16 protein-coding genes are annotated in these 18,931 nt (G+C 57.9%); 5 read left to right on the top strand and 11 right to left on the bottom strand.

Annotated features, from left to right (window positions below):
- Positions 1-3: 3 nt before the first annotated feature.
- Together ACLIRY_RS01475 and ACLIRY_RS01470 are read right to left on the bottom strand one after the other, a co-directional pair.
- Positions 4-1,101 carry an ABC transporter permease gene (locus ACLIRY_RS01475; RefSeq protein WP_413203568.1) on the bottom strand — a complete coding sequence of 366 codons (1,098 nt, stop codon included), beginning with the start codon at positions 1,099-1,101 and terminating at the stop codon, positions 4-6.
- Entirely contained in the window at positions 1,098-2,648 is a 1,551-nt protein-coding gene (locus tag ACLIRY_RS01470; RefSeq protein ID WP_413203567.1) for an ABC transporter ATP-binding protein, read from the bottom strand. Before ACLIRY_RS01470 ends, ACLIRY_RS01475 begins: the two co-directional genes overlap by 4 nt.
- A 313-nt stretch (positions 2,649-2,961) precedes the next feature.
- Here ACLIRY_RS01470 and msrB point away from each other — a divergent pair, with 313 nt between their 5' ends.
- Positions 2,962-3,390 carry a peptide-methionine (R)-S-oxide reductase MsrB gene (msrB, locus tag ACLIRY_RS01465; protein WP_413203566.1) on the top strand — a complete coding sequence of 143 codons (429 nt, stop codon included), beginning with the start codon at positions 2,962-2,964 and terminating at the stop codon, positions 3,388-3,390.
- A gap of 156 nt (positions 3,391-3,546) precedes the next feature.
- Here msrB and ACLIRY_RS01460 read toward each other — a convergent pair whose 3' ends face one another.
- The 9 genes from ACLIRY_RS01460 to ACLIRY_RS01420 form a co-directional block, all read right to left on the bottom strand.
- Positions 3,547-3,876, bottom strand: a complete 330-nt coding sequence (locus ACLIRY_RS01460; protein ID WP_413203565.1) for a hypothetical protein — start codon at positions 3,874-3,876, stop codon at positions 3,547-3,549.
- A 439-nt stretch (positions 3,877-4,315) separates the two neighbouring features.
- Positions 4,316-5,755: a diguanylate cyclase gene (locus ACLIRY_RS01455; RefSeq protein ID WP_413203564.1), complete on the bottom strand. Its 1,440-nt coding sequence runs from the start codon at positions 5,753-5,755 to the stop codon at positions 4,316-4,318.
- Positions 5,756-6,274: 519 nt separating this feature from the next.
- On the bottom strand, positions 6,275-6,697 hold the full coding sequence (locus tag ACLIRY_RS01450) for a helix-turn-helix domain-containing protein (protein ID WP_413204175.1): 423 nt from the start codon (positions 6,695-6,697) through the stop codon (positions 6,275-6,277).
- 507 nt (positions 6,698-7,204) lie between these two features.
- Positions 7,205-7,408, bottom strand: coding sequence for a hypothetical protein (locus ACLIRY_RS01445; RefSeq protein ID WP_413203563.1), 204 nt, complete (start codon positions 7,406-7,408; stop codon positions 7,205-7,207).
- Positions 7,408-8,037: an acyl-homoserine-lactone synthase gene (locus ACLIRY_RS01440; protein ID WP_413204174.1), complete on the bottom strand. Its 630-nt coding sequence runs from the start codon at positions 8,035-8,037 to the stop codon at positions 7,408-7,410. Before ACLIRY_RS01440 ends, ACLIRY_RS01445 begins: the two co-directional genes overlap by 1 nt.
- A gap of 91 nt (positions 8,038-8,128) precedes the next feature.
- The gene (locus ACLIRY_RS01435; RefSeq protein WP_413203562.1) at positions 8,129-8,914 is read right to left on the bottom strand and encodes an autoinducer binding domain-containing protein; all 786 of its coding nucleotides are present in this window, start codon (positions 8,912-8,914) and stop codon (positions 8,129-8,131) included.
- Between the two features lie 549 nt (positions 8,915-9,463).
- Entirely contained in the window at positions 9,464-13,000 is a 3,537-nt protein-coding gene (gene metH / locus ACLIRY_RS01430) for a methionine synthase (RefSeq protein WP_413203561.1), read from the bottom strand.
- The gene (gene metF, locus ACLIRY_RS01425; protein ID WP_413203560.1) at positions 12,997-13,944 is read right to left on the bottom strand and encodes a methylenetetrahydrofolate reductase; all 948 of its coding nucleotides are present in this window, start codon (positions 13,942-13,944) and stop codon (positions 12,997-12,999) included. Before metF ends, metH begins: the two co-directional genes overlap by 4 nt.
- On the bottom strand, positions 13,941-14,963 hold the full coding sequence (locus tag ACLIRY_RS01420; RefSeq protein WP_413203559.1) for an ArsR/SmtB family transcription factor: 1,023 nt from the start codon (positions 14,961-14,963) through the stop codon (positions 13,941-13,943). Before ACLIRY_RS01420 ends, metF begins: the two co-directional genes overlap by 4 nt.
- A 366-nt stretch (positions 14,964-15,329) precedes the next feature.
- On the opposite strand from ACLIRY_RS01420, the gene ACLIRY_RS01415 reads away from it, so the two are divergent.
- The 4 genes from ACLIRY_RS01415 (at position 15,330) to ACLIRY_RS01400 (ending at position 18,910) form a co-directional block, all read left to right on the top strand.
- Positions 15,330-15,932 carry a phospholipid-binding protein MlaC gene (locus ACLIRY_RS01415; RefSeq protein WP_413203558.1) on the top strand — a complete coding sequence of 201 codons (603 nt, stop codon included), beginning with the start codon at positions 15,330-15,332 and terminating at the stop codon, positions 15,930-15,932.
- Positions 15,933-16,317: 385 nt separating this feature from the next.
- Complete coding sequence (locus tag ACLIRY_RS01410; RefSeq protein WP_413203557.1) at positions 16,318-16,617, top strand: DUF4242 domain-containing protein; 300 nt, start codon at positions 16,318-16,320, stop codon at positions 16,615-16,617.
- A 326-nt stretch (positions 16,618-16,943) separates the two neighbouring features.
- A complete protein-coding gene (locus tag ACLIRY_RS01405; protein ID WP_413203556.1) occupies positions 16,944-18,242 on the top strand; it encodes a cytochrome-c peroxidase in 1,299 nt (432 codons plus the stop codon).
- The gene (locus tag ACLIRY_RS01400) at positions 18,239-18,910 is read left to right on the top strand and encodes a Crp/Fnr family transcriptional regulator (RefSeq protein ID WP_413203555.1); all 672 of its coding nucleotides are present in this window, start codon (positions 18,239-18,241) and stop codon (positions 18,908-18,910) included. Before ACLIRY_RS01405 ends, ACLIRY_RS01400 begins: the two co-directional genes overlap by 4 nt.
- Positions 18,911-18,931 lie beyond the last annotated feature (21 nt).

The raw sequence follows: 18,931 nt of genomic DNA, 5'->3' as shown, positions 1-18,931 counted from the left end.
ATCTTAGGCGACCTTTCCCGGACGGGGGGAACCGATGCGAATCCGGAAGCGGATCAGCACATCGGCGCCCAACAAAAAGAACAGAATCATGCCCTGGAATAGACCGGTCACGGCCAAGGGCAATCCCATGAACATTTGCACACTTTCGCCGCCCAGGTAGGTCAAGGCCATGAAACAGGCGGCGAAGAGAATCCCCACCGGATGCAACCGCCCAAGAAAGGCGACAATGATCGCAGTGAAACCATACCCAGGGCTGATCGATGGCTGCAACTGACCAATGGGTCCGGCCACTTCGAAGAAGCCAGCCATTCCGGCCAGGGCACCGGACAGGGGCAAAACGATCCAGACCACCCGGCTCAGGCTAAATCCGGCATAGGCTCCGGCCTTGGGCGCGAGTCCCATGACCTTCACCTGGAAGCCCAGAAAGGACCGGCTCAACAGCAGCCAGATCGCCAGAACCGCGACAACGGCAATGACCACGCCCAGGTGTAGACGCGTCCCTGCCCACAGGAGTGGCAGCGTGGCGGAGGCGCTAAAGACTTCGCTTTCCGGAAAGTTAAACCCTGCGGGGTCACGCCAGGGACCATGAACCAGCCAGTTCAGCAGCAGTTCGGCCACATAGGTGAGCATCAAACTGGTCAGGATCTCGTTGGCGTTGAAGCGGATGCGCAACCAAGCGGGGATGGCCGCCCAGAGCGCTCCCCCCAGGGCGCCGAACACCACGGCCAGGGGTAGGATCCAAAAACCGCTCAGGTGATTGACCGACAGGACGAACCCTCCGGCCACGATCGCGCCCATGGTCAATTGGCCCTCAGCGCCGATGTTCCAAACGTTGGCCCGGAAGCCGACGGCCAGACCAACCGCAATCATGGCCAGGGGAGCCGCTTTCACCCCCAACTCTGCCAATCCATAAGCCGTGGTCAGAGGGGTGATGAAAAAACCAATTAAAGCGGCGATAGGATCCTTGCCCAGGGCGGCGAACAGGATCGCGCCAACGAAGAGGGTAAGAACCACCGCCAACAGAGGCGCCCCCCAAACCCATTGCCGCGAGGCATGGGCCCTGGGCTCCAGGGAGATGAATCCGACGGATCGGCTGCTCATGATGAAACCTCCCTTGCGCCCATATCCGGCGGGTCGAACAGACCACCCATCATCAGCCCCACCTGCTCCAGGGTGGCCTCGTGGGCGGGACGGGCCTCGGACAGGCGTCCCGCACAAATGACGGCGATACGGTCGGAAATGGCGAACAACTCGTCCAGGTCCTGGCTGATAACCAGAACCCCCGCCCCCTTGTCCCGCAGGTCGAGCAACGCCCGATGAATGGCCGCAGCCGCGCCGGCGTCCACACCCCAGGTGGGCTGACTGGCAACCAAAAGAGTGGGATTCTGCAGGATTTCCCGGCCAATGATGAATTTTTGGAGGTTGCCACCCGATAGGCTGCGGGCGGCAGCCTTGGCGCCCACGGCACGGACACCGAACAACGCGATGATGCGCTCGGCCAGGCCATGGGAACGCCCATGGTCGACAAAACCGCGGGTGACCAACTCCCCTTGGCCATAGCTCGAAAGCAAAGCGTTATCGGCCAGGGAGAGTTCCGGCACAGTACCCCGGCCCAGACGTTCCTCCGGGACCACGGCCAAGCCCAGCTCCCGACGTTCCCGGGGCCCCAGATGCCCCACGGGCTTGCCTTCGATGCGGATGGCATCGCCCCGGGCAGCGTGAGTTTCGCCGGACAGGGCCGCCAGCAGGAGGTTCTGGCCGTTGCCCGCCACGCCGGCGATGCCCAGAATCTCTCCAGCGGCCACGTCGAGGGAAACATGGCGCAGATCCACCCCGTGAGGCGTATCCGATGCCATGGACAGGTTGTCCACTTTGAGCCGCATCGCGCCAGCGATCTTAGGCGCGCGACGCTCCAGGACAGCCAAGTCATCACCGATCATCATCCTGGCGAGATCCTGGGACGAACAGCTGCCGGGATCTTGGGTTCCCACCACCCGTCCCGCCCGCAGAACCGTCGCCTTGTGGCAAAGGACACGGATTTCCTCCAGTTTATGGGATATATACAGGACTGAGACCCCCTCGTCGGCCAAGCGGCGCAGGACCTTGAACAGGTCCTCGGCTTCCTGGGGGGTGAGCACGCTTGTGGGTTCGTCCATGATCAACAGGCGCGGGTTCTGCATCAGGCAGCGGACGATTTCCACCCGCTGCCGCTCGCCCACGGCCAAATCGTGGACATGCCGCTCCGGATCAATGGACAGACCATAATGGGCCGAGACGTCCCGCACTCGCGTAGCGATGGCGGCCAAATCCCGGGCGCCGTCCATGGCGAGCTGAACATTTTCCGCGACGGTCAGGGAATCGAACAGGGAGAAATGCTGAAACACCATGCCCACGCCAAGGGCCCGGGCCTCCGCCGGGGTGCGGGGGGCAACGGATTTACCCTCCCACCGGATCTCGCCCTCGTCCGCAGCCAGAACGCCGTGGATGATTTTCACCAAGGTACTCTTGCCTGCACCGTTCTCACCCAGAAGGGCATGGATCTCGCCCGGGTAGATCTCCAGATCCACTCGGTCATTGGCGAGAACACCGGGAAATCGTTTAACGATTCCGCGCAACACGAGGCGGGGGTCAGTCCGATCTTGCGCCATGGGATCAAAGCCTGGGTTGTGGGACGAAGGCATGTCCGGAGAGGGAAAAAATGGAACGGAGAGACGGATACGAAACGATCACGTAACTTTCCATTCATAATCAAAAATGGGGATGGTGACCAGCCTCCCCACTGCGCCGCAGTAAAATTTTTGTTTCAGTCCATTTCCCGTCCGAAACCTTCCTTTCACCCTGAGCGGTGAGTCATCCAACGCACGCAGCCCCTGGACAGCCCCCCTTATCAGCCCCACATGGCTCCCGAGGGATCAATGGATCCGCCATGACGGGAAGAAGAAGAAAAGGACGGTGAGTGAGATGAGTGCCCCCAAGACCACCTCCCCCAAGACCATGTCCGAAGAAGATTGGCGCAATGCCTTAACTGGCGACCAGTTCCGAGTCCTCCGTCGGCATGGCACGGAACCGGCTTGGCAGAGTCCCTTGAACGACGAAAAACGCCCGGGTGTCTTCCATTGCGCCGGATGTGGTGCGCCCCTGTTCAAGACCGCTGATAAGTACGACAGTGGATCGGGATGGCCCAGCTTCAGCCGCCCCATCGAAGGGCAAGCCTTGGGCACTGATACCGATTTCAAGCTGATTTATCCACGCACCGAAATCCACTGCGCCCAATGTAACGGGCACCTGGGGCATGTCTTTGATGATGGGCCCGAACCCACAGGAAAACGCTATTGTATCAATGGTGTCGCGCTGGCTTTCGAAGCACAAGGTAACGCGGAAGGGGAATAGAACCTCCCCTTCCGGACTCTGCCTTCGGATCTTCTAGAGTGAAACGGCATCAGCTTGACTCAAGCTGATGCCGTTTCACTCTCATTCTATTGGTTTTAGAGTCTCTTCGAGGCCAAGTTTGGTCACAAAGCGACCCATACTTGATCTCGGAATACTCTAGCTCCTTAGGAAACTGACAAAGCTTTCGGTTTCCCGGCGCAGGTCACCCATGCGCTCACTCAAAGCACCGCTCAGATATCCAAGGCAGGCGGCCTGATCTCCGGCACGGACCTGATCGGCATTCAGGCGGTCCACCACATCCCGCACCTGTTCCAAGGCCTGCTCCATGTGCAGGCTTGCCTCTCGCAAGTCCTGAAGCGGTGCGACCGTTCGGATATCAGATCCCGAGGTCGACTGCGGGACCTTGCTCCCCGGACCTACGCCCCCTGAGTGAACAACCCGGGTTTCCCCATGGTAGACAGCGGGATAAATAATAACAGCGTTCATCTAAAGGGGCTCCTTTCCCGTTCGGGATTATTTTGTCAGAAGCGGATTCTGAAGCGGGCCTGGATACCGCAAAACACCACAGAGACAAGATCTGTTGCCGGTTGAACCCAACCTCCATCCTGTAACCAAGTAGAAATATGCGCGCTTTGTGCGCTCCCTCCAAGAAAAAACGCACATCGTGCGCAATTTGTCACATTTCTCATCAGCAAAAAATTTTATCTACCCGTTTCATGGGGTTCGCCACAGCGACCGCATTTTGCCAGCGGCCAAGTGACCGCCGCGTCTTACGGCGCGGTAAAGCGCGCGTGGCGTTTGGGGCATAGCGGCAGCGTAGGCGCCACACAATAAAAGCGGCGTGGGTTTCCCCCCGCGCCGCTTCGTATTACGCTCCCCTGCCGTTGAAGGGGCCGCCAGACGTCGGGACCCCAGCCAAGCCCTATCAATCCGTACTATTCTGAACTTCCACGCGGTTCCGACCGCCAGACTTAGCTCGATAAAGGGCACTATCGGCCCGAATCAACAGATCCTCAACGCCCCCATCGGCCAAATCGAGGGATGCCACACCCAAACTCACCGTAACAGTCAAAGGCTTATCCACCCCCAAACCAGCGAAGACCTTGTTTGCACAACTCTCGCGGATTCGTTCAGCGACAGAGGCCCCTTCGGACAGCGTGGTAGAGGGGAGAAGGACGGCAAACTCTTCGCCACCCATGCGCGCGAAAATATCCACGTCACGCAAAAGGCCAGACGCTGTTGAGGCGATCCCCTTTAGAATTTCGTCCCCTGCGGCATGACCCAAGGTGTCATTGACCGACTTGAAGTGGTCCAGGTCGACCATGATCGCCGTCAGGACCGCGCCTTCCCGACGCGCCCGACGAACCTCCTCGCCCCCGCGGTCCAACAACATGCGCCGATTCCCTGCCCCGGTCAGAGGATCAGTCAAGGCCAAGCGCTTGAGGTCCTCTTCCATCACCTTGCGAGCCGAAATATCGTTGAAGGACAGAAAAACGGAGGGCTTGCCCTCATAGGTCATGTGAATCGCCGAAACCAGAGCCCAGAACTCCCGCTCCCGAGCCCCTCGCATTCGGCATTCCCAATCGGGGATGCGGCCCCTTTCCCGCGCCATGCGCAGAACTCGATCACCGTCCCGGGGATCGACCCAAATCGCACTAAGCCCCTGACTCTGAGCCTCCGCCTGGGACAGCCCCAAGAGTTCACCCGTGCGATCATTCATGAAATAAACCGCGTCTCCCCCCTCGCTGGCCACCAGGATCGGTAACAGAGAGGCATCCAGGATTGAGCGCAAACGATGCTCGCTCTCCCGCAATTCCCTAGTCCGTTCGGCGACCCTCTCTTCCAGAGCCTCCTTGGCTTCTGCCAGAACCCGCCATTCCCTTTCCAGTGCATCCACCTGCTGGTAGGCACGCAGGGAAGACACCAAGGTGCTGACCAAGCGGGCTTCGGTCAGTTCGGTCTTAGACCGGTAGTCGTTGATGTCATAACGCAGGATAATTTCCTGCTCCGGCGCCTGTCCAGGTTGGCCGGTCCGAAGAACCAAGCGTATCTTGGCATTCCCCATTTCTTCGCGGATTGTCCGGGCCAACCGCAACCCCGCATCCTCGGTCTCCATAACCACATCGAGAAACGCGACGGCCACATCACTATTGGCACGCAACACCGCTTCCCCCTCAGCCCCGGAATGGGCCGACAGGAAGGTGAGTCGCCTGTTTTGGTACAGGAAGTCTCGCAGAACCAAACGGGTTAGCCGGTGCACTTCCTCATCATCGTCGACGATAAGGACCTTCCAGCCTTCCTCCTCCACCAATTCATCGGTGGGCGAGTCATCCTCTTCCAGGAATAGGTATTCGTCCGAATCCACTTCCGATCCCCACATTCACCCGCATTTTGCGGGGAAAAAGTGCGCGCCCCATCATATCCAATCAAGCCTCTCCGGGGTCATAAAATTATCTCCCTTCTCCGATGCCCGACTGCCCCATGCGGTATTCACCTCCAAAAAGAGGTTTTATTCAGAATATTAATTAGAAAAACATTTCCCTCTTACAAAACTTCTCTCCCCTTTCTATAAGCCAGAGAAGAAGCCATTGAATAATAAAATTTGATGCTTTATTAAAATAAATAACCTCAAAATTACACAACAATCAAAAAGATGAATTTCTTAATTTAAGATTTCAGCATATACATTTTGCTCCAAAATTCCAGCTCATATTCTGAGCCTGCTCAAAGTCGCCCCTGAACGCACGCCGCCCTGTCGTGGGCTGCAGAGTTCGCTATGAGGTCCCCTTCCCCCGAAGCTCCATCGGGACTCGGGCGGCTTATGTGAGCTGTCCCATTACGAAAACAACGAACACGCCGCCCCTCGGCCCCTCGTCTCCTGTTGTCAGGCTGCGTCTTGGTCTCCCTCCAGACCCTCGCTCGCAGGTATTCTGGACGCCGCAGTCAGGAAATGTAGGAAGGCCTCGCGTGCACCCGGCTTCAACTGCCAAAAGGCTTGGCATAATTCCAGGGTTTCAGTGCGTGAAACAGGATCACCCGGTATAGGGGACTGGCTTGCCCCTTTTTCCGTCTCTGCCTGGACCCTTGGAACCAGAGTCCTTAATGAATCGATTCCTTCCAAATCCTCGAAAAAAAAGGAAATGTCGACCCTCAAGGCGTCAGCGAAATCCCACAGACGACCGCAACCCACACGATTCTGTCCCTTTTCATACTTCTGGATTTGCTGAAAGGTGACGCCAATCGCTTGCCCAAGCGCCTCCTGCGAAATTTTCAGAAGTCTACGGCGAAGGCGAATACGCCGCCCCACGGAGACATCAATCGGATCAGGGTTCTTCGAGGAATATCGTTTCACCACGGCCCCACTTTTGTCAAAATAGTTAGAGCACAACACTTAGAATAAGAACAATTACCTGTCCATAACCATTTTACGCAACAAAACAACCCCTATTCACTTCAGTAAAAAACATCCTCCATTGCGGGTATTTTTAGACCGGACAAAAGGTGAATCCACCTCCGTCCGATCCAGATCAAAATTTGGATCAAATCGTCCTAAATCGGACTCGATTTCGGACGGATAACTTGGTCTAGACTCCTGTGGTTAGAACATCGGGTGGAGCGGAAAACCGGTTATCCACTCCACCTTCCCTTCGGCCCCCACTTTTCCGCTCATACCAAGGTGCGATGAGTTTGCCTCACCGCACCTTGGAAGCGGCCAAGTGGCCGCCGCGCCTTATGGCGCGTAAAAGCCCGCGTGGCGTTTGAACGCAAGAAAAGCGGCGTGGGTTTAAACCCGCGCCGCTTGGTATAAGAGGCTCTAAATCCGCTCTTTCTCCTGCTTAGCGGCTAAGATCGATACACCAATCAGATTGGACGTCTCAACCGCACCGACGGCAGATGCCCGATAGGAAAGGTATTCCAGGCAAGACACGATCCTGTCCATGGCGACCTGTCGGCTGGTGCCCTCCTCCTGAAGTTCTGTTTGGAGCGCACGAATGTTGACAACGTTGTTCGTGTTCATCAGGCAGCCACCTCGTAGACTGGGGCGACCAGAACCGGTGTGGCCTCCAAGCCGCCTCGCTCCCGCACGGTCGCCAAAGCGGACGCGCTGATGTCGACACATCCTGCAACCGCCTTAGTCACCCCGATTTGCCGAGGTTCGGCGAGCCTACGAAGAGGCCAGCCAGCCCGATTGAGGATTTTCTCCATGCGCAGGTCAGTGACGGTGACAATGGCGTCCGCGCCACGATAGAGCCCATACTCGAGCAGGGCGGCAAACAACTCGAAAGTGGCCGACTTCAAACCACCCTGGCGTTGCCCAATGCTGGTGTGATCAACACAGAATCGACTGCTCTCCCATAGATTCGGCGCGGCGGGGGGGCCGTTTTCCCCAGCCAATTCAGGAAACACGTCCCGCAGCATGTTCCCACCCATAGTCGGCAACAAGCGGACACAAGCCGTGGCAAGCCCTGACTCGTCAATCCGGATAAGGTAGTCAGGATTCAAGGCATCGAATCTATCGATTTCTCTTCCGTTTTCGACCGTCACTTCCCACCCAAGACGATCATCAAACACCCTCGCCCTTAGACGATGCATTTCATCAATAGCATGTTGAAAGACGTGGTGACGTGCCCCCTCGACCAGAATCATCATTGGTTCAGCTCCCATGAGGTTTCGTTAGACCTTGATGAGAACCGTTCCGGGGACTGATGCGTATCCCCCCGTTCTGAGGGGTTGTGCCCTAGGGGGTAATGAGTCCTCTCATAACGGCAGTGACAACGGCCTGCTCGCGGTTCGCACATTCCAATTTGCGCATAGCGTTACCCAGGTACTCACGAACTGTATGCTCAGAGAGAGAAAGGATCGCGCCAATTTCCCAGGCACTCTTCCCATTGGCAGCCCAGGTTAAACACTCCGTTTCCCGAGGAGATAGCCGCGCATTCCCCACATGGGCACCCAAATCACGCCGAATGATTTCCACTTGCCGGACATGAAAATGCATAGCCGCCAATTGCAACATGTTCTTTTCATAAAGGTCCAATTCTCGATTTTCAGACCAAGCAATACTCATAGAAGAAAGTTGATTTTGAACACCATGCATCGGGAATGTCAAACCACCAACGACACCAAACTCACTCGCTTCGTTGAAAAATTTCTTTTGTGTTTTCGAAAGCTTGCTTCGATATTGTTGATTTCCCCATTCGAACGGAAGATTATTCTCTCGTGCTTCCTGGATAACGGGATCAAAAGAGTAGTACATATTCTCCAAATATCGATCACACCATTCCTTAGGATATGTTGAAATCGGGATCGGATGAGTATGCCCTGTTCCAAAATTCAAACCCAAATATGCAAAATACTTAACAGAGAAGAAATTCAAGACATCTTGCAGAGAAGCAACCAATTCGTCTTGCTCATCAGCCTTAAACAGCTTTTCGAAATAGCCCCACGCCTTGTCCATTACGGATACGTTCATCGCCACCTCCAGAACGCAATGGCCGTCCACCCCACCATCGATGCACGCCAAGCTGGAAATCCATAATAATACGTATTAACGTTATTTCAATACGCGGTAAAATGGAGGCGTCTTTCAAACAAGTACCATTCCGATTGTAAAGCAATTTCTACTTTTTATTTATTCAGAAAAAACAAATTGTTAGCTTAATTTTCGGCAAATGAAAATATCAAACTGCCGATCAACAAACATCGGGAGCCATATTATTTTGTAGTCCTTCACTTTATTGGCCCTCCATGACAATCATGGACAATAAACGTCACAAAATTCTCGCCAGAATATATCGCCGGAATTTCATCTAACATTTCAATTAAATTTGGAAAATTATATTTTATAACCCAGCGCACATCCCTTATTGGTCCGCTCTCAGCAAATCCGCTTTCTTCAAAAAAATCCGGGGGGCTAATACCAAGGTGCGGTGAGTTTGACACACCGCACCTTGGAAGCGGCCAAGTGGCCGCCGCGCCTTATGGCGCGTAAAAGCCCGCCTGGCGTTTGAACGCAAGAAAAGCGGCGTGGGTTTCAACCCGCGCCGCTTGGTATAAGGCCCCCCCCGGATAATTACACCCGGAAGTACTTCGCCTGTGGATGCAACAACACAACCGCAGATGTCGACTGTTCTGGCACCAATTCATCCTCATCGGATAGGGAAAGTCCGATCCGATCCGCTCCCAGCAGATCCAGCAACAGTTGCTGATCACCCAAGTTCGGACAGGCCGGATAGCCAAAGGAATATCGGGACCCCCGATATTCCTGCTTGAACAGGCGCTCCACGTCGCGCGCATCCTCGGTGGCGAAGCCCAGCTCAGCGCGGATCCTCTTGTGGACATATTCGGCCATGGCCTCCGCCGTCTCAACCGAAATGCCGTGGAGGTAGAGGTAGTCCTTGTACTTGTTCTCCTCGAACCAAGCCTGAGCCACCTCGGAGGCCTTAGCCCCCACGGTGACGGCCTGTAAACCGATCACGTCCCGCTCACCGCTATCCACGTCGCGGATGAAGTCGGCCATGCAGATGCCACCCTCCTTCTTTTGACGGGGCAAGTCGAAGCGACCCACCTCCGTCGTACCGTTCTCGTCGAACAGAACGATGGCGTCCCCTTCGCTCGCAGCTTTCCAATACCCGTACACGGCCTTGGGCTCCAGGATGGTCTCCTCGGCACACCGCTTCAGCATGTCAAACATGATCGGGCGGACGTTTTCCTCGGCCCAGGTTTTCCACTCGGCCCGGGTCTTGCCTGTCTTCCGGAACCCCCACTGAAATTGGTAAAGGGTGGTCTCGTTGATATAGGGTACAAGCGACTTCAGGGAGATGTTTTCCAGCACCCGAGCACCCCAGAAGGGCGGGGTCGGGATGGCGTGGTCCTTGGCCAACTCGGCCCGGCGCACTTTGACCTCCTCGACATCCACGGGGCGATCGGCGAAGCCGCGCGTAGCGCCTTCCTTGGCCTGATCCGCGGTCACATCGTCGTTGTCGGCGACCCCTTCCTCGGCCTTTCCCTTCTTGCGGGAGGGCCGATCAGACCGCTTATCCTGAATCCCGGACAGATGCTCGTCGAATTTGCCGTCCACGACCCGGGCCATCAGATCCAGGCCATCGAAGGCGTCACGGGCATAGGCCACCCGACCACCGGTGGCGTAGGCCGCCACGCAGTCCTCCTCCACGAAGGCACGGGTCAGCGCCGCGCCCCCCAGAAAGACCGGCGTATTGAAGCCTTCCCGGGCCAATTCCGCCAGGTTGTCCTTCATGATCACCGTGGACTTCACCAGCAGGCCCGACATGCCGATGGCATCGGCCTTATGCTCTTTGGCCGCAGCGATAATCGAGGCGATGGGCTGCTTGATGCCGATATTCACCACCTTGTAGCCGTTGTTCGACAGGATGATGTCCACCAGATTCTTGCCAATGTCGTGCACATCCCCCTTCACGGTGGCGAGCACGAGAATGCCCTTCTCTTGGCCCTCCACCTTTTCCATGAAGTTTTCCAGATAGGCCACGGCGGCCTTCATGGTCTCTGCGGACTGGAGCACGAAGGGCAGTTGCATCTTGCCCGCGCCGAACAGCTCACCAACCACCTTCATGCCGGCGAGCAGCAGGGTGTTGATGATCTCCAGCGGCTCATAGCTCTTCATGGCCTCGTCAAGGTCCTCATTCAGTCCCAGGCGGTCCCCATCGACGATGCGTTGCTTCAGGCGGTCCTCGACTTTCTCAGCGCGCTTGACCTCCTTCTTGGCTTCGGTCCGATCCTCGAACAGGGCGATGAAGGCGTGAAGCGGATCCTTGCCCGGCTCGCGACGGTCAAAGATCAAGTCCTCGGCGGCCTTCAGCTCCTCCTCGGGGATCTTATGAAGCGGTGCGATTTTCGAGATATGAACGATCGCCCCGGTCATCCCCGCCTTCACGGCATGGTCCAGAAAAACCGAGTTCAGCACATGCCGAGCAATGGGCTTCAGGCCGAAGGAGACGTTGGAGAGACCCAGGATGATTTGCACATCGGGCATCTCCTCGGAAATGCGTTTGATGGCATGCAGGGTTTCGACGGCCAACTTACGGTCGTCCTCGTTGCCCGTGCAGATGGTGAAAGTCAGCGGGTCAAACATCAGGTCACTGGCGGGCAGGCCATGCTTGTTCACCGCGAAGTCATAGAGGCGCTTGGCGATGCGCAGCTTGTTCTCGCAATCCTTGGCCATGCCCTCTTCGTCGATGGTCAGGGCCACGACGGAAGCGCCGAATTCCTTGGCCAGCTTCACCCGCTCTTCGGCCAGCTCCTCACCATCTTCGAAGTTGATGGAGTTGATGATGGCCTTACCACCATAGAGCTTGAGCGCCGCCTCGATTACCGGAGTCTCGGTGGAATCGATCACCAGAGGCGCATTCACGCCCCCGCGCAGACGGGTAATCACCTCTGTCATGTCGGCAATTTCGTTGCGGCCAACAAAGGCGGTGCAGACATCCAGGGTATGGCTGCCTTCCTTCACCTGTTCCCGGGCCATACCAACAATGGCATCCCAGTCCTCATTCTCCTGCAGGGTCCGGAACTTCTTGGAGCCATTGGCATTGCAGCGCTCGCCGATGGACAGGAAGGCGTTCTCCTGACGCAGGGGAACCGCACCATAAAGGGAGGCTGCGGCGGGCACCCAATGGACGGTTTTCTTGACCGGAGCCGGGCGCTTGCCCTTGCCCAGCTCATCGAGCTTGGCGTTGACGGCAGCGATATGCTCCGGCGTGGTGCCGCAGCAACCGCCAACCATGTTCACCCGATCCTCGCTGATGAAACGGCCATGCCAATCGCCCAGCTCGGCGGGAGTCAAGGGATAGTGGGTCTTGCCGTCAAGCAGTTCGGGTAGACCCGCGTTTGGCTGCAAGGTAATCAGGTGTGGCCAGTTTTCCGCCAGCCAACGCACATGCTCACTCATTTCCTGGGGGCCGGTGGCGCAGTTCAGGCCCAGGCTGTCAACGCCTAGGGAATGGGCGACGGTAGCGGCTGCGGCAATATCGGCGCCCACCAGCATGGTTCCCGTGGTCTCCACGGTAACCTGCAGCATGATCGCCGTATCGGTTCCATACTTGAGGCGCGCGGCCTTGGCGGCGTTGATGGCCGCCTTGAACTGCAGGGGATCCTGGCAGGTCTCGACCAGAATAGCGTCGGCGCCGCCGTCGATCAGCCCCTCGCACTGGATGCGCACGGCCTCTTTCAGGGTGTCGTAGTCGACGTGCCCCAGGCTCGGGAGCTTGGTGCCCGGCCCAACGGAGCCCAGAACAAAACGGTCCTTGCCGTCGGCGTATTGTTCCGCGGCCTCGCGGGCGATTTCGGCGGCCCGTTTGTTGATCTCATGGGCCTGGTCCTGAAGGCCAAATTCGGCCAGCGTCAGGGTCGAGCCGCCAAAGGTGTTGGTCTCCACGCAGTCGGCGCCCGCGTCGTAATAGCGACCATGGATTTCCCGGATCACGTCCGGGCGGGTCAGGTTCAGGATTTCCGTGCAATTTTCCTGCCCCTGGAAATCCTCTTCCAGAGACAGGTCCATGGCCTGGACGAGGCTCCCCATGCCGCCGTCGCACAGCAGGACACGCTCGCGAAGGTGGTCGAGAAACTTGCTCATGCGGAGGCTCCCTCGGTCTTGGGTTCGGTGGTGGTATCGGATGCGGGCTTTGCGGCCCGGACACCGAGGATATGGCAGATGGCGTAAACCAGATCCGCCCGGTTCAATGTATAGAAGTGGAAGTCGGTGACGCCGTCGTCATAGAGGGCGCGGCATTGCTCGGCTGCCAGGGTCGCGGCAACCAACTTGCGACTCTCGGGATCGGCGTCCAGCCCATCGAACAACTCGTGCATCCACTTGGGTACCGATGTCCCACAGGCACCGGAGAAGCGGACCACGGTGGCGAAGTTGGTCACCGGCAGGATCCCCGGCACCACAGGCACCGTAATCCCCGCAGCCCGCACCCGGTCCATGAAACGACGATACATGTCCACATCGAAGACATACTGGGTGATAGCCCGGGTCGCTCCGGCATCTATCTTGCGCTTCAGGTTGTCCAGGTCCGCTTCCGGACTTGCGGCCGCCGGATGCACCTCGGGATAAGCCGCAACGCTAATCTCGAAGTCGGCCACGTCGCGCAGGCCTTTCACCAAGTCTACGGCATAGGGGTAGCCTCCCGGATGCGGCGAATAGGTCCCCCCGACTTCCGGCGGATCGCCACGCAGCGCGACAATATGCTTGACGCCCGCCTCCCAGTAGGCTTTGGCGACCTCATTGACCTCCTCCCGCGTGGCTTCCACGCAGGTCAGATGGGCCGCAGGGGCCAGCGAGGTTTCCTTGCGGATGCGAGCCACCGTATCATGGGTTCGCTCCCGGGTGGAGCCACCGGCCCCGTAGGTCACGGACACGAAGCTGGGGTTCAAGGGCTCCAGCCGCTTGATGCTCTCCCAAAGTTGGGTCTGCATCTTGTCCGTCTTAGGCGGAAAGAATTCAAAGGATACATTCAAGTCACGCTTGCCCAGGGGGGCCGCGATGAGCGGAGAAGCTTCGGTGGACGCGGTCACAGTTGGGAACTCCCTTGGTCGATCGTCTGGGTTCGGGGGGCGATGGCCACCCGCTCCGATGTCTTGTTGCTAGCCTTGGTGCTGATGGGCTCTGATGGCCTGTCGGCCACCCAAAGCCGCACGGTCAAAGCTGGTCCAGGCAGGTCCAGGATATCCTGGACCTGCAGACCGGCATTTGCACACCATCCGGAAATCTCGCCCCCGGGAAATCCCAGGCGACGATGGTTATGTTGTTCGCGCAATTCTTCACGTTCATGGGGGGCCAAATCGACGATTGCCAACCGTCCCCCGGGTCGGAGCACCCGGGCTGCCTCCGAAACAACGGCCCCGGGATATTCCGCAAAATGCAGAACCTGATGGATCACAATCCCGTCGAAGGCCCCGCCGGAGAACGGCAGGGCATACATATCGCCCTGACGCACATGGGCATTCCGAATGTCTTCCCGTTCCAGGTTAACCCGAGCAACGGACAACATCTCCCGGGATTGATCGATCCCCACGCACCGATCAGCATGGGGAGAGAGCAGCTCTAGGACGCGTCCTGTTCCCGTGCCAAGGTCGAGCACATCCCCCATTCCGCGACCAATGAACAGGTTCACCAGAGCCTCCTCCACGGGGCCATCGGCTCCATGGAGCTCCCGAAGGTCATCCCACTGATCCGCATTGGCACGGAAATACTCCGCAGCCCTAGCCGCTCGCTCCTCCTGAATGGCCGCCAGACGAGTCCGATCCAAGACCAGATCCTTATCCTCTTCCGGCAAAAGGCCAACAATAGAGCGGGCCACACCCGCCCCCACACCCAGCGGAGCCAAACGGTAGAAAACCCAGGCCCCCTCGCGAAAGCGCTCAAGCAATCCAGCTTCACACATCACTTTAAGGTGTCGGGACACGCGCGGCTGGCTAATTCCAAGAATACGGACAAGATCGGACACGGTCAGATCCCCCCGGGCACAAAGCGCCAATAGCCGGAGCCTCGTGGACTCAGCCGCAGCACGCAAGCCGGACAGCACCGTTTCCAATATTCCCTTTCCCCTCGTAACGCATAAGTTGATAGTACGCGGATTGATAACGCATGGGCTGGCGGGATCCGCGCCCATTTCAGACAAGCATCCCGAATCACCAACGTATGTTGATATAAACATATCTTTATATCAAGAGCTTTCCCCAAAGAGATCCTTGTTCTGCGGTCAAACACCGGGCCCCGGCCCCCGATACGAGACAGGGAGCCTACCGTGAGGGTGGCGCCCGGCCCGTTTCCGTGGTACCCACTGTGGTCTTGATTTTGTTCCGTGGCATCGGCCACGTTGACCAAGAAGACCCAGTCGCCCAAGAAGATCCAAACGAGAGGGTTCATGTTCTTCACGAAACGCGTCATGGTGCCACTAATGGCGCTTAGCTTGGCATTTGGTGCCGTCACCCCCTCCCTTGCAGAGGACATGCCCCGCGACCCCTCGGCCTTCGTCCAAGAATTGAGCCGCTACGCCATTGAGGACATTCTGAAGGCTGACGTGGCGGCCGATGAGAAAGTCAAGCGCTTCGACAAACTCCTGAATACCGCCTTCGACCTGGATTTTATTTCCCGGTTCGTGGTTGGAGGCTATTGGAAGAAAGCGTCAGACGCGGAACAGAAGGAGTTTCAATCCCTTTTTCGGGACTTGAACGTGATCAATTGGGGGTCGCGCTTCAACGAGTATGGCGGCCAAAAGATCACTATTACCAACACCAATACCCGTGAAACCCGGGGCGGCACGATCCACGAAGTCACAACAAACATCGGTAAGGAGGACGATAAGCCCCTGCAGGTGATTTGGGTCCTTCGAGAGAATGACGGCAAACTTGGGGTCATCGATCTGAAGGTAGAAGGTGTCAGCTTGGCCCTGACATTTCAGAGCGAATACAAGGCTGTGCTGAAGAACACCGGATCCATGAGCGGCCTTAATGATGTTTTGCGCAAAAAGATTGAAGAATTGCGGGCCAAACAAGGCTAATCTGCCTTTTCTCATAGCCCCCCTAGAGCCGAAAGCCCCCAGACCCCGGGTTCCTATTTATAAAGGAAAAATGGGGGTTAGGGGGCATTTGCCCCCAAATGGGCTTGGGCTATCGCCCAAAAAACACGAAACACTGGCGTGTACCCTGCACTCTTCCATCCGTTTGATCCCAAAACCCCGCTTCGGCGGGGTTCTTTCTTGCCTCCCATCCGACCCGACCGTCGTTCCCTTGTGGAACGGAATACACGGCCCGGCGCGGCGGTGAAAGAGATCACTCTCCAAGGGTTTTCGCGTCCTCTGTAACCCAGGATACGGACGGAGCAATCCGTCCCCCTTACCCTGTCCCCCGTCACGTCAATACCTCACACGAACGGGAGACCGAACCATGCGCCTTTTTATCGACACCCACGACCAAACCAAGGGCACCTTCCCTAAAGGCCTGACCCCCGAGGGGTTCGAGGGGTTTTACGTCGGATACGAACAGGCTTGCGCCGAAGAAGGCGTGATCATTATCCGCACCCATGTAGGGTACGCAGAAGGCCGGGCCTTTTGCTTGAACATGGCCCCGGACGCCGAAGCCGTACGTCGGGCCCACGAGAAGGCCGGGCTGCCCTTCGATTCCATCACCGAAGTTTCCACAGCCAGCCCGACGGACAGCTTCTTTCGTCGCCCTGCGGCTGAATAACTGACAAAGCTTCTGCCGAGAGTATTCCGAGATCAAGCTGGGTCGCTTCGCGACCACGGTACACGACAGTGATCCGTCTTTTTTGGGCGATTGCCCAAGCCCATTTGGGGGCAAATGCCCCCAAACCCCCATTTTTCTTTTGAAAATATGCGCCCGGGGTCTGGGGCCTTTCGGCCCCAGTGGGCGACGGGTCAAAGCCCTGTTGTGTACCGTGCTTCGCGACCAAACTTGGCCTCGAACATACTCTAAAACTCAAAGAATGAGAGTGAAATGGGGCCAGCTTGTTCCAAGCTGATCCCATTCACTCCAGCAAAGGGAGGGATGCCATGTTTCCCGGCTTGAATATCACCCTCGCCACGGGCGGCGCGGTTCTCCTCGCCGGGGTCGTGGCCCTTCTCCTGATCGTTCGCGGGGACCTCGTTCCCGCGAACACGGGCCTTGACCGGCTCAGACAACGCCTAGGCCAGGAAAGATGGATCGTTGGTGGCGCCCTGGGCATGGGCGTCCTCGCCTTCGCCCTGAAGATGATCGTTCTCCTGATCCTGTCCACCTTTCCAGAGCGCACCATCACTCCCCTTCTAACGAAGGAGACTGTCTTGCCGGTAAACACCGATTTCACCACCGGGAGAGCCAGCCACCACCGTTGGAAAGCCCTGCCCCTCCAGGCGCCCTATCCCCCGGGAGATCCTCCGACGGAAGCGAAAATCGCCTTGGGCGCGCGGCTGTTCCAGGAGCCCCGCCTGTCCAGGGACGGATCGCTGACCTGCGCGTCCTGCCATGCCATCGTGGCCCAAGCCGGAGCTGACGGGCGGCGAACAGCCCTGGGAATCGACAAGCAGAGGGGAAGCCGCAATACCCCCACCGTCTGGAACGCCGCCTTCCAGAGTAGATTGTTCTGGGACGGGCGGGCCAAATCCCTGGAGGACCAGGCCCTTGGCCCTATCCTCAATCCCATTGAAATGGGCATGCCCTCAATCGAAACCGCAGCGGATCGTCTGCGCGCAGACCCAACCTATAGAACGGCCTTTTCTGTGGCCTTCGGCTCCAATGTTCCGATCAACGGAGACTCCATCGCGCGGGCCATCGCCGCCTATGAGCGAACCCTCATCACCCCCAACACCCGATATGACCAATTCATCCGAGGCAAGACCTCGGCCCTTACGGAGCGGGAAAAGCGGGGCATGTGGCTATTCGAGACCGTGGGATGCGTCCAATGCCATGCCGGACCGAACTTCAGCGGCGCCAGCCTGATCGGCCCCTATCGACCGTTCGCCCCCCTGCATGCGGTGGGGACGGAGGCGGATCGGACATATCACTTGACCGCCGACAAGGGCAAAAACGCCCTTTGGCGCATTCCCTCCCTGCGAAACGTGGCGCTCACCGCCCCGTATCTGCACAATGGATCCGTGGATACCCTTGAGGAGGCGGTGCGACTCATGGCGAAAAACCAACTGGGCATAACACTGAGCGGATCGGCCCCCACACCGGCCCCCCATTGGCTCACGCAAGCCGGAACCTTCGCCTCCCCTCACCCCAGAAGTCTGAATGACGAGGATATCCATGCCATCGTGGCCTTCCTGGGCAGTCTCTCCGCGCCCCGGTTGGAAAGGAAGACCGCACCATGACCCCCCTGGATACCCTGGAGAAAATCGCCATCTTCCAAGCCCTATCGACCGAAGGGCGGAAGCTTTTGTCCTCAGGCACCACGCTACACCGCTTCACCGGTGGGGAAACGGTCGTCCATCGGGGACAGGACGTCTCCGGTGCCTATTTCGTGATGTCCGGTGGCCTTCGGGTCTTCACCCTTTCGGCCAACGGCAAGGAAGCCCCGCTCTACCAGATCACCCCGGGCGAAACCTGTATTATCGCCCTCAACAGCCTGTTTAATGACCTATCCTACCCCGCCTGGGTGGAAAGCGAACGGGACACCCTGGTCGCCGTCGTGCCGGGTCGTGTCTACCGGACCTTGTTTGCCCAGGAAGCTTGCATTCAGGATATCACGCTCCGCGCCCTATCCACATTGGTCTTCCGGCTCATGGGGGAATTGGAAAACAGCAGATCTCAAACGGTCTCCCAGCGGTTGGCCGGATACCTACTCGCCAATGTGAATACCGATGGCCGAATCCCACGCACCCAGCAGGATATCGCCGCACGCATTGGAACGACGCGAGAGGTCGTCGCTCGGATCATGGTGGACTTTTCCAGTCGAGGGCTGGTGGAAACCGGTCGGGGATGGTGTCGTATTCTGAGTACCCGCCGCTTGGTCGAGGAAGCAGGTTCCGAACCGGTGTGATGGTCCCACCGGTTCGAAACG

It is taken from the genome of Rhodospirillum sp. A1_3_36, assembly GCF_047263945.1.
In the GTDB taxonomy this organism is placed as follows: domain Bacteria; phylum Pseudomonadota; class Alphaproteobacteria; order Rhodospirillales; family Rhodospirillaceae; genus Rhodospirillum.
The sequence above is the reverse complement of the archived record's forward strand: the minus strand, read 5'-3'. Positions and strand labels throughout refer to the sequence as shown.

Bases quoted from the DNA above. Each gene is read 5' to 3' on its own strand.
- ACLIRY_RS01475 (WP_413203568.1), bottom strand. From the start codon at position 1,101: ATGAGCAGCCGATCCGTCGGATTCATCTCCCTGGAGCCCAGGGCCCAT.
- ACLIRY_RS01470 (WP_413203567.1), bottom strand. From the start codon at position 2,648: ATGGCGCAAGATCGGACTGACCCCCGCCTCGTGTTGCGCGGAATCGTT.
- msrB (WP_413203566.1), top strand. From the start codon at position 2,962: ATGAGTGCCCCCAAGACCACCTCCCCCAAGACCATGTCCGAAGAAGAT.
- ACLIRY_RS01460 (WP_413203565.1), bottom strand. From the start codon at position 3,876: ATGAACGCTGTTATTATTTATCCCGCTGTCTACCATGGGGAAACCCGG.
- ACLIRY_RS01445 (WP_413203563.1), bottom strand. From the start codon at position 7,408: ATGAACACGAACAACGTTGTCAACATTCGTGCGCTCCAAACAGAACTT.
- ACLIRY_RS01440 (WP_413204174.1), bottom strand. From the start codon at position 8,037: ATGATTCTGGTCGAGGGGGCACGTCACCACGTCTTTCAACATGCTATT.
- metH (WP_413203561.1), bottom strand. From the start codon at position 13,000: ATGAGCAAGTTTCTCGACCACCTTCGCGAGCGTGTCCTGCTGTGCGAC.
- ACLIRY_RS01415 (WP_413203558.1), top strand. From the start codon at position 15,330: ATGGCGCTTAGCTTGGCATTTGGTGCCGTCACCCCCTCCCTTGCAGAG.
- ACLIRY_RS01410 (WP_413203557.1), top strand. From the start codon at position 16,318: ATGCGCCTTTTTATCGACACCCACGACCAAACCAAGGGCACCTTCCCT.
- ACLIRY_RS01405 (WP_413203556.1), top strand. From the start codon at position 16,944: ATGTTTCCCGGCTTGAATATCACCCTCGCCACGGGCGGCGCGGTTCTC.
- ACLIRY_RS01400 (WP_413203555.1), top strand. From the start codon at position 18,239: ATGACCCCCCTGGATACCCTGGAGAAAATCGCCATCTTCCAAGCCCTA.